The 10176-nt window shown below is 43.6% G+C and carries 8 protein-coding genes; 1 reads left to right on the plus strand and 7 read right to left on the minus strand.

Features of this window, described 5'->3' with window-relative positions:
* Window positions 1-65: 65 nt before the first annotated feature.
* Genes G4407_RS01995 through G4407_RS02005 form a run of 3 tightly spaced genes read right to left on the minus strand, consistent with a single transcriptional unit; the run spans window position 66 to window position 5400 of the window.
* Window positions 66-827 (minus strand): hypothetical protein, encoded by a 762-nt coding sequence (locus G4407_RS01995; RefSeq protein WP_173687574.1) that lies wholly within the window; start codon window positions 825-827, stop codon window positions 66-68.
* Window positions 802-2091 carry a DUF5716 family protein gene (locus tag G4407_RS02000; protein WP_173687575.1) on the minus strand — a complete coding sequence of 430 codons (1290 nt, stop codon included), beginning with the start codon at window positions 2089-2091 and terminating at the stop codon, window positions 802-804. Before G4407_RS02000 ends, G4407_RS01995 begins: the two co-directional genes overlap by 26 nt.
* A 15-nt stretch (window positions 2092-2106) precedes the next feature.
* Window positions 2107-5400 carry a DUF5717 family protein gene (locus tag G4407_RS02005; protein WP_420314993.1) on the minus strand — a complete coding sequence of 1098 codons (3294 nt, stop codon included), beginning with the start codon at window positions 5398-5400 and terminating at the stop codon, window positions 2107-2109.
* Between the two features lie 132 nt (window positions 5401-5532).
* Between G4407_RS02005 and G4407_RS02010 the strand changes: the two genes are divergently transcribed.
* Complete coding sequence (locus G4407_RS02010; protein WP_173687577.1) at window positions 5533-6627, plus strand: pyridoxal phosphate-dependent aminotransferase; 1095 nt, start codon at window positions 5533-5535, stop codon at window positions 6625-6627.
* A gap of 158 nt (window positions 6628-6785) precedes the next feature.
* Here G4407_RS02010 and G4407_RS02015 read toward each other — a convergent pair whose 3' ends face one another.
* The 4 genes from G4407_RS02015 to G4407_RS02030 form a co-directional block, all read right to left on the minus strand.
* Window positions 6786-7130 carry a cupin domain-containing protein gene (locus tag G4407_RS02015; RefSeq protein WP_173687578.1) on the minus strand — a complete coding sequence of 115 codons (345 nt, stop codon included), beginning with the start codon at window positions 7128-7130 and terminating at the stop codon, window positions 6786-6788.
* A gap of 52 nt (window positions 7131-7182) precedes the next feature.
* Window positions 7183-8469 (minus strand): O-acetylhomoserine aminocarboxypropyltransferase/cysteine synthase family protein, encoded by a 1287-nt coding sequence (locus G4407_RS02020; RefSeq protein WP_173687579.1) that lies wholly within the window; start codon window positions 8467-8469, stop codon window positions 7183-7185.
* A gap of 154 nt (window positions 8470-8623) precedes the next feature.
* Window positions 8624-9607, minus strand: coding sequence for a DNA/RNA non-specific endonuclease (locus G4407_RS02025; protein WP_173687580.1), 984 nt, complete (start codon window positions 9605-9607; stop codon window positions 8624-8626).
* On the minus strand, window positions 9604-10095 hold the full coding sequence (locus G4407_RS02030; protein WP_173687581.1) for a ribonuclease Z: 492 nt from the start codon (window positions 10093-10095) through the stop codon (window positions 9604-9606). The genes G4407_RS02025 and G4407_RS02030 overlap by 4 nt, the downstream gene beginning before the upstream one ends.
* Window positions 10096-10176 lie beyond the last annotated feature (81 nt).

Here is a 10176-nt window from a genome sequence, read left to right on the forward strand (position 1 = left end):
ACATAGAGAGTATAATACATGATTTTCCGAAAATCAATACACAGCCTTGAACTTTCTCCCGAACACTATGCTCTTCTGTACTCTTTTTTCCATTCTTCAAACAATTCCCTTGACGGTTCGATGTTGATATTTTCTCTCACATTTTCTATCTTTTCTGTAAGTTTATTGTCAATTTCCAAAAGGATTTCATTGCCCATAACCATCTTCTGATATTCATCCTGCGGCATGTATCTGGAACTTGCATACAGATAACCTTCCAGCATTTTATTATCTTCACAGATCTTATACGCCTTCTCATACATTCTCGCCGACTCTTCATACAGAAATGCTCTCCCATATGCTCCGGCAAGGCACGCATACACGCGGCCATAAAAACGCTTATCTACCGAATCATCCTTTTCTCCGTTGATAATCGACATGTAAACCAGGATTGCCGATTCCAGTTCTCCGCTTTCCATCAGCGTATCTGCTTTGTATTTCTGGCGTTCTACTTCTTTCTGGTTCTTGAGTTTTTCCAGAACATTCTGGATGTGTGCCATTTCACCCGGTGTGTAGATTCTGGATTCATGCAGCACAAGAACCACAAATTTCTCCACGGAACCATGATTCCGGATCAATTCCACCAGCTTTACTGCAAGATCCTGCATTTCCAGTTCATCTGCAATCCATCTGCAGAGCTGCTCATTCATGATCGTATAATCGATCAGATACAGATTGTTGCACAGATAATAACACAGTTCTTCAAGTGTACTGATCCTTGTATGGATCCTCGAAATTTCATATGGATGTTTTGCCTTTTTCTTATGACAAAGAATTAAACTGCCCATTGCTGCCTCCTAATTCAATGATCTTCTCCACCCGGAATCCTGATGGCGCAAAAAATTCACCAAATCCCATATCTTCAAAAATAATATGACAGGTCTTTTCATCCGAGAAAAATGTATTAATCTTCAGACGAAGCGCATAATTTTTCCGGTCCGGCATACCTTTCAGGGAAACCGGCTCCACAAGATGCCTGCCGGTCACCAGAGAATCTACATGGATTTCAATATTCTCTGTATCACCAAGAAGCACCTCGAACTGTCTGTCTGATTCGTACCAGTGATTGCCCCAGGATACCAGTGGATACCAGCCTTCTTCTCCATTCACGCGCATCCGCACAGAAATCTGCTCGGTCAGCTTTGTCTCATCCAGGTAGACCGGTGCATCTGACTGTTCCTCTTTTCTGCGCTGCGCCGTATAACACGCCCCTTTACTGTACAGATTATTTCCCATAAACGCACGGCGTCCGTTACAAAGAACGCGCAGAGAATTCGGATACCAGTTATTTTCAAACCCATCCCCTGTCAAAAAGACAGAAGAGATCATCTTCTTGTTGAATACACTCTGGATAAAACGTTTAAAATGCTCATCTGCCGCTTTTGCCTTCTCAACATGCAGCACCGGATAAACTGCTTCCAGTTCTTCCATACGCGCATCCGCCACCTTGTCCACTGTCACAAAGCTTTCCCTGCTTTTCTGCGAACTGTTCTTCAGTTCCCGCAGCATATATGCCCGGATCACATCCTCGTCACAGTAGAAAAGTGCCGCTTCATACTGCCATAATTCTTTCGGCTGGTTAAACATATAATGACAGAAGCTTTCCTTGTAGTCCTGAACATAAATATTTTCCTTTGCCACTCCGAGCTTCTGTCCGATTCCCTTCAGCAGGACGCGGATGTCTTCGTTTTTCTCCGGGACTGTAAACGTGATGCTTTCAATTTCTTCAAATCCATTCAACGTGTACTTTACAAAATCTGCCAGAAGCTGGACACCTTCATATTCCTGTCCGTCTACCTCGATTTTCCTATTGCCAAGCGCACATTCCCAGATTCCTTCCACGCAGATACTGTCCCTTACCGTAGACATTCTTCTTGCCTGTCTTCCGTAAGTCCAGGTCTCTTTGTAATAGTTCATCACCAGAGGGATCTGATTGTTTTCCTTTTCAATCCCTGTATCTACCGTCTCCGGTTCCTGTGTTTGTTCATTATAATAACTGATCTGACACATCTTTGCATTGATGTCATATCCTATGATACTTCCATGTGCCATGAAGTATTTCCTCCTTTAGTAAGCAACAAAAATATCATCAGCAAGCTGTTTTTCTGTTGCAAATTCCTTCATTGCGATTGCCAGCGCTTCATCCTTCAGCGATGTCATATCATTCAGTCTTCCAAATCTTCCGATCGGCCTTACCTCCCGCGGTTTATAATCACGTTTTTCCGTGACTGTCACCTTATCTTTATTCGTCTCTGTAAAATAATAACGAAGAGATTCATCACCGAACAAAATAAAGCTCTTGATATAAGTATCTTCATACGCTGGAAGCAGTATTTCTTCCTGGTAGTTCATATTGTCGCTTTCACCCTTACGTATCTGATAAGAAATCGCCACCTTGCTACCAGGCTTTGCGTGATATTCAATCATCGTCTTATCATAAAGCTGCACCTCTCTCAGCCAGCTCTCCGGATATTTTAAATAGAAAGAAAAATACAGCTGTTTCTCACACATTTCACGCAAAAATTCACGCAGCATCGGTTCCAGTTCCTGATGCACTTCCCTGCTGGAATAATATTTCAGCAGAGCAATCTTGCAGATATCCGGAAGATCCTCCTCTTTGCGGTATTCATTTGCAATGATCACAAAAATACATCCTTTTACCTGGCGTCCATTTACCACATACTCTCTTGAAACATAGGCAAGATATGCTCTCTTCAAGCGGAAATACGTTCTTCCTTCATAATAATCCGCAAAAATCTCTTCCTCACCAAACATCGTTTCCGAGAAAAGCATCTGCGTAATGATCCTCTCTGAAAGCTTGTAAGTCGTAATATCATAATCTCTCGCCACATGCCAGAGCCTCTTCATGTTACGGGTAGAGCCACAATAATACTCAGCAAGATAAGAAAGTGTCTGCTTATCATACTGGTCTTTCAGGAACAGTTCAAAACAAAGTGCCAGAAGGAAATCATCCTCCTCCGCACCTTCTTCGCGCAGGCGCATGCTGCACATTTTAAATACTTCTTTTTCATCTGCCGTCTCAAGTCCGTGCTTTCTAAGCATATCCCAGGTCAGTTCTTTTTTCTCTTTTTTTCGTTCCTCTTCCTCATGCTCTTCCTGATATTTTCTGCAGATTTCCATATACCGGTTCTCATAGAACATCCGCATAGTTTCATATGGAATGGAATCAATATAATGACGGCCGTCTTTTGATTCCCAGACGATCCGCGCGTCCTTACTGTACAGATATACAATCACACCATCTGCACTGTACTGTACTTTCTGACTGATTGTTCCATCCGGTTCGATCACCATGACAAACGCCATGTTCTTTGCCGTTGTCTTAATCTCATAAGCATGACAGATATCATAAACCGCCCGGATCCTTTCCGGTGTCATATCCCGCTCGGTGCAGCAGCGTTTGTAAATGATATGTAAGATATCATTGATTCTGCGGTTCTCAAGCTGTGTCCATGCAAACCGTTCCATCTGCTCTCTGTAAGCACTGTAAAGCTCACTGCTTTCTTCTTCGCAGTTGATCAGATTCGCATAAAGTACTGCTGCTTTTTTATATTCCAGTGTATTTCCATGCCGGAAGTAAAGCAGTACCGATTTCGGAAACTGTCTGTCCAGATATTTATCATCTACAGTCATCATATAATATTCAAAAAGCTGCGCGATCTTCAGATCTTCTTTTACTGCTGATGCATACCACTCAAAGCAGTCAGGCGTTGTGCGATTGCCACGGATCAGGTGAGTACAGATCGCTGTCAGGATCTGTGGATCCTGGAAAATCCGATACACTTTCCGCATCACTTTGTCCAGATTCTTATCATAGGTCCGCTGCTGGGATGCCAGGTTTGCCATGTAAAGTGCAATTTCCTTTGTCAGGACTCCGTGTTTCTGTGCAAAATTAAGAATCTGCACTTCAAATGCTGATAGTTTTTTCAGACAGGTTGGTTTCTCCAGAAAACACCGGTATGCCTGCCAGTACAGGATCACCTGATTCGCACCGTTGCTGCAATGGCGTTCCAGAACCTGTAATTTTTTGCTGTAGTTTTTATATTCCGGATCAATGTCAATCAGCATACACACAAGCTGCCATGACGTCGGTTCTTTCATATATGCCTTATTCAGTTCTTCTATCGCTTTGTTGACCTGGCTGCCTGATTTTCTTAAAAGCGCAGTCAGATACAGATAATACGATGAAATGACGGAATCCTTATTCACCGAGAAACGGCTGTAATTGTAATCATCCAGAATATCACTTGCCTTGTCCGGCTCCTTGCAGAGCAGGTTAAGATGCGCATCAAACAGTGGATAAACATCTCCGTCTTCTGAATATATATCCAGTCCCTTCAGTTTTTCTCTTGTCGCATCCGCCCAGGCTGTCAGATTTTTTCCGTCTGCCTTGTACGCAAGAAATTCCTTTATGATCGATGCGATCGTCTTATCTGCCACACGTCTGTTCTCCGCATGATCCTTGTGATTAGCCAGCATTACCTCATAGGTCAGCGATTCATACGGACTTTCAAAAACAATCTGTCCATAATTATTTCCCGCATGAGCCTTTTCCGGATGAATGATATAACTGAAATCAAACAGATTTCCCACAAAATCATCCGTTGTAAAGTTATCTCTTCCAATCTGGATAAAGTCACCACTCACATGTACCTTTACCGGCATAAACCCCCAGGTATTCTTTGTGAAGTGAATAATCTCGCGGGTTGCTTCTTTTAAATTGCGGAATGTTCTCTGATTCCGTCCCATCGTCAGGAAAATACATTCTTTCTGTTTGATTCCGACCAGAAATTCTTCCATCGCCTGTTCACCGAGAGACCATTTCCTAATATTATCATAAAGTGCCTTTATCCTTGGCTCTTCATACTTTATCACATCATAAAAATCGCGTGATCTGAAAAGACGGTGTGCCTCAATAAAGTTTTCCATCGCCAGCCTTTTAAAATCACGGATATTCTGTACTCTTCCACAGGAAGTCTCGATTGATGGTTTTTCAATGATCGCAGTAAAGTTTACCTCAAATTCTCCACCGTTACATACGATCGTAAACTTTCCCTGTTCAACATGCCCGGGAGCAAGTCCGCTTCCATCATAAGTAAAACGGATTTCCACCGGGTTTCCCTCAAATCCCTGTTCTTCTAAATGTACACGAAAAGAAGAAGAATATACAAGTCCTCTGATATCTCCTTCTTTCCTGTTCTTCATAATGAAACTTCCCTGGCAGGACTCTCCTTCCCCGATCGTCATCTCAAGATTCGTTACCGGCAGTACAATCTCCGGATGAATGGTTCGGAAATCTCCTTTGGAAAATTTTTTTATTTTATTCTTCAAGCTTGCCACCTACTTCTGCATTGCATTTTTTCAAAAAGACATTATAATAAATTATAACATTATTCTGCATATCAGGCAATGCGGAATACCCGATTTTTTTAATTCACAGTTTTTTGTTATACACAAAGGAGAATACTATTTATGAAAGCGAAACCGCAGTTTCATGGAAGCGACACCTCTGCTGTCGCCGCATTTTATCATGTACCGGCGGACGAGATCGTCTGCTTTGGAGCCAATGTCAACCCACTTGGTTTATCCGAAAAGCTCAAAGAAGATCTCTCAGCACATCTGGATCTTCTAAGCAGCTATCCGGACCGTAACTACACTGCTCTGAAGAAAGTAATCGCCGGTTATTGCCAGATTTTACCGGAACACGTGATCGTCGGAAACGGTTCTACTGAACTGATCTCTCTTCTGATCCAGACACGGAAACCTCAGAAAACACTGGTACTGGGTCCGACCTATTCCGAATACGGCCGGGAACTGGATCTGATTGGGAGTTCGGTCCACACTTATTTATTAAAGGAGGCAGATCAGTTCCATCTTGATATCGATGATTTCTGTGCCGAAATCAAAAAAGGCTATGAGTTGGTGATCTTATGCAATCCGAACAATCCAACTTCCTCTGCCCTTAGAGCTTCTGAGGTCCAGACCATTCTGGACTGCTGCCGGGAAACCGGTTCTTTCCTGATGATTGACGAGACTTACGTTGAATTTGCACCGGATATCGATGCAATTTCTTCCATGTCGCTGATCGAAAGTTATGACAATCTGATGATCCTGCGTGGGGTATCCAAATTCTATGCAGCTCCGGGTCTCCGGCTTGGCTACGGCGCAACCAGCAACCGGCAGTTTCTTCAGGATCTTCTGCTGATGCAGAATCCATGGAGTCTCAACAGCCTCGGCGCTTATGCCGGTGAGAAAATGCTTCAGGATCAGGACTATATTCAGAAAACGCGGGAGCTGATCCTCTCCGAAAGAGAGAAAATGTGCGATCAGATTTCCAGGATTGATGGACTGACCGTCTATCCGGCCTATGCAAATTTTGTTCTGGTGAAGATTGAAAAAGAAGGAGTTACTTCTGCGGATGTATTTGAATTTCTGATCAAGCAGGGTCTGATGGTGAGAGACTGCTCCAGCTTTCAAGAACTGGGGGGAGAATACTTCCGGTTCTGCATTATGGCTCCGGAAGATAATAAGAGACTGCTTCAAGGAATACAGGATTTCTTTGCATAATGTTCTCCACAAAAATAGGGATGGTGTCCGTGTTCACACGAACATCATCCCCTTTTTGTACGAACTTCGGAGTTGCCATGCATCCGTATGAAACTGCCAGTGACAGTTTCATAGGTGACGATCAATATCATTTGCGCCGGGCTCCGTCCCTCTTCACACTATTCTTTCAAAATAAGCGCCACAAACACAAGGTCTTCTTCCCCCGCATTTTTGATGCCGTGACCATTTCCATCTGCACAGAAGGTCACATCTCCGACTTCTACCGGATACTCTTTTCCGTTATCATTATAAATGCCGGCTCCTTTTGTCAGATAATAAGTTTCCGTCTCTCCGTGATGCTCATGATATCCAATCTCACATCCCGGCTTTAAGGTAACTTCATTGAACATCTTGCAGTGTGCGCCCAGCTGTTCATCTTTGATCAGTTCTTCCTTCAGGATATAGCCTGCGCCGCCTGCTACATTTTCTGCTTTGATTGGTTGTCTTTCTGCTTTCTTTGTCATGACTCTTTTCCTCCTGTCTGATCAGATTTCTTTATCTGTCATTGTGACAAAATTATTGAATTGCGTCAAGTGCCGCAGAAATATCTGCGATCAGATCCTCTTTATCTTCAAGTCCCAGGCTGATACGGATCAGTTCTGCCGGAACTCCTGCTTCTTTTAACTGCTCATCATTCATCTGGCGATGTGTGGATGTTGCCGGGTTCAGACAACAGGTTCTCGCATCTGCCACATGGGTTTCAATCGCTCCAAGCTTCAGATTCTGCATGAATACGGAAGCAGCTTCTCTTCCACCTTTCAGTCCGAAAGATACTACTCCACAGCCTCCGTCTGGCATGTATTTCTTTGCTCTTTCATAGTATTTGCTGGATGGAAGTCCCGGATAATTGACATAAGCAACCTTTGGGTGCTGCTCCAGAAATTCTGCCACAGCCTGTCCGTTCTCCACGTGTCTTGGCATACGCACATGAAGAGATTCCAGTCCGAGATTCAGGATAAATGCATTCTGTGGTGCCTGGATCGATCCGAGATCACGCATCAGCTGGGAAGTACATTTTGTGATAAATGCGCCTTCTTTTCCGAATTTCTCAGCATAGGTGATTCCATGATAGCTTTCATCCGGTGTGCAAAGTCCGGGATATTTATCTGCATAAGCCATCCAGTCAAATTTACCACTGTCTACGATTGCTCCACCGACTGCTGCTCCATGTCCATCCATATATTTTGTAGTCGAATGTGTCACAATATCTGCTCCCCATTCGATCGGACGACAGTTGACCGGTGTCGGGAAGGTATTATCCACGATCAGCGGTACACCATGTGCATGTGCAACCTTTGCAAAAAGCTCAATATCCAGAACAGTAAGAGCCGGATTGGCAATCGTCTCACCAAACATCAGCTTTGTATTTGGCTGGAATGCCGCATTTAACTCTTCTTCTGTTGCATCCGGCGAAACAAATGTTGCGTTAATTCCCATTTTCTTCATTGTCACACTGATCAGATTGAAGGTTCCACCATAAATCGAGGAGGAAGCCACAATATGATCTCCTGCTTCACAGATATTGAACATAGCAAAGAAATTCGCTGCCTGTCCGGAAGAAGTCAACATTGCAGCTGTTCCGCCTTCCATCGCCGCGATCTTTGCCGCTACGTGGTCGTTAGTTGGATTCTGCAGACGGGTGTAGAAATATCCGGATGCCTCCAGATCAAATAATTTTCCCATATCTTCACTTGTATTGTATTTGAATGTCGTAGACTGAATGATCGGAACCTGTCTCGGCTCTCCATTTCCAGGTGTATAACCTCCCTGTACGCATTTTGTTCCCATATGATAAGTATTCATGAGAAAGTTCCTCCTTTTTCTTTTATACATTTCCTCTAATGTATAGTCATTAAGTATGTTTTCTATTATAGCAGAAAACAGGAGATTTTGTTTAAAAATCTCCCATTTGTTTTATATTTTTCGTAGAATATGCAGTTTTTCTTTTGTTTTCCTCTTACGGTTTACATCTCCCACACGGGCTATACCCCTCTTTGATCAGTTCTTCTCTTGAACCTGTAAATGTTTTTTTATTTCCTTCTTTGATATCTTTTACTCCTGAGCACTCCGGCGTATGGAACTTCTTTGTATTTTCATTCAACACATACGTCTTTTCCTCTGTATTTACACTGGTTTTTCCCGTACCCGCTGACGTATCCGCATCGGAAAGTGCTGCCTTTCCCGTTGCATAATCAATCGTAATTCCCGGCTGTACATTATAGACATACACATTAAATTTCACACCTTCTCCTTGATCCTCCACTGATTCTGCTTCCATTAAAACTCCGGATGCAACCAGGTTCTCCCCTTCAAATACCGGTGTAACACGATACATTACATGATTATCTGTCTCTTTGATGTAATCGGCAACCATATTTTCAAATGGCAGCATCCCATCCACGTTCATATAGCGGGTTCCTGTAATCAGATTCTTTTCGTTCGCATTTTCTGCTGTCAGCTGATAGCCAATCAGATGACAGCGGTTGTAAAGATATTTTCCATCCACATTGTCAAATTTTATTGTCTGCCACCCGGACGGTTTCACCTGTCCAATCTTTCCTCTTTTCCCGGTCGGCATCAGTTCTGTCCCAATGCTGGACTCGGCAACACCGCACCGCCCCAGTTCATCCAGATCACTGTAGCTTTCATAAGACTGATCTGTCAGCTCATCTTCGGTAAAATCCGGTTCATTATCGTCGATCACTACATACGGCGTTCCGCTGTATGCCGGAATATTATCTAATGTAGCGCTCACCGGCTCCTGGCTGCCACCTGCTGCCGATTCATTTTCTCCGCTACCTGACTGCCTTTCAATTACTGTTGCCTGACTGTCGCCATACGATACGCTTTGTGCATCTGTTCCACCTGCACCACAAGCTGTCAGAAACAATGCACACACCAGAAGCAGCGCACCTCTCATTTTTCCAATTTTCTTCTTCATAGCACTCCCTGCCTGTTGTAAATTTCTTTTGTAATCTTCTCATGGGAGTAACCGGAAAATTCTTTTCTCTCTTCCAGTCTCCACTTGCTTAAATCTACCTCAAAAAATACATCTGCCGGATAATCCCGGTTCCATTTATACAGAACAATCTCTGTAATCTTCCCCTCATATCCAGCCAGATTCTCCCCCTCAACAAAACAGAAATCCTCTTCTTCTGCCTTTTCCAGAAAATCCCGGTCAACCTTCCACATTTTTTCATTCTCCGGTCGTCCTGCGTCCTGCATTTTCTTCCCAATTCCAGGCTCCCGGCATACCTCTTCTTTTGCTTTAAAGACTTCTTCAAAAAGCTTATCTGCCCCCGGCGCCATCCAGAGCACATTCCCTCTCGTCATCTCAAGAATATCCCCCGACACCATCCGATCCCGGCTCACTCTCCTGCCATTAAAACACACACCCATCCGGTTATCCACACACACAATAATTCTCACACCACTAAACTCCTTCCCTACAATTTCCACCAGTTTGCACAACTTGAATTTGAACACATTCTTTTGCCACAGTAGCGTCCG

The organism is Allocoprococcus comes, assembly GCF_013300725.1.
In the GTDB taxonomy this organism is placed as follows: domain Bacteria; phylum Bacillota; class Clostridia; order Lachnospirales; family Lachnospiraceae; genus Allocoprococcus; species Allocoprococcus comes_A.